Source organism: Corallococcus sp. 4LFB (genome assembly GCF_046520365.1).
Taxonomy (GTDB): Bacteria; Myxococcota; Myxococcia; order Myxococcales; family Myxococcaceae; genus Corallococcus; species Corallococcus caeni.
Window position 1 is genome coordinate 1 of sequence record NZ_JBKGHJ010001186.1, and the last position, 672, is coordinate 672.

A 672-nucleotide genomic window follows, 5' to 3' on the forward strand; every position below is an offset into this window, starting at 1 on the left:
GTCCCGGGTGCCTCCAGCGCGCCGGATGCCGCCGTGCCGGAGTGGACGCTGCCCCAGGCGCGCTCCGCGCTGCGTGAGGCGACGCGGGACCTGGACCGCCTGCTGGACGTGGCGCTGCGCTTCGGCCGCCGCACGTTCGACTACGTGGCCGCCTTCGCCGTGGTGCGCGGCGCCGCTGGCGGCTGGGACGCGCGCGGCGAGGGCCTGGACGCGAACGCCCTGTCCCTCGTCTCCATCCCGCTGGACGCGAGCAGCGTCTTCCGCACCGTCGCCGTCACGCGCGGCAGCTACGCGGGCCCGCTGCCTCCGGACGCGCTCACGCGGCACTACCTGGAGCTCTTCGGCCGCCAGGCCCCGCGCACCGTCTTCCTGTACCCGGTGGAGGTGAAGGGCCGCCTCGTGGCCATCCTCTACGGCGACTGCGGCCAGAAGCCGATGAGCCAGCGCCGGCTGAGCGACTACATCCTGTTCTGCCAGGACCTCCCGGCCGCCTTCCAGGAGCTCATCCTCTTCCGCAAGCAGCGCGTGTCCGAGCTGCGCGTGCCGGAAGAGGACATCACCATCGACGTGGACGTGCCCGGCTTCCCGGCCCCCGTCACCCCCGCGCCCGCGCCCGCCGTGGTCGCGGGCCTGGGCTGGAACCCCGTGTTCGGCCGGGGGGGCGTGGCCAAC

1 pseudogene is annotated in these 672 nt (G+C 74.7%); it reads left to right on the forward strand.

The annotated features are described in order from the left end of the window. Positions 1-672, forward strand: a pseudogene (locus ACLEQD_RS44825) (FrgA protein); the annotation flags it as partial.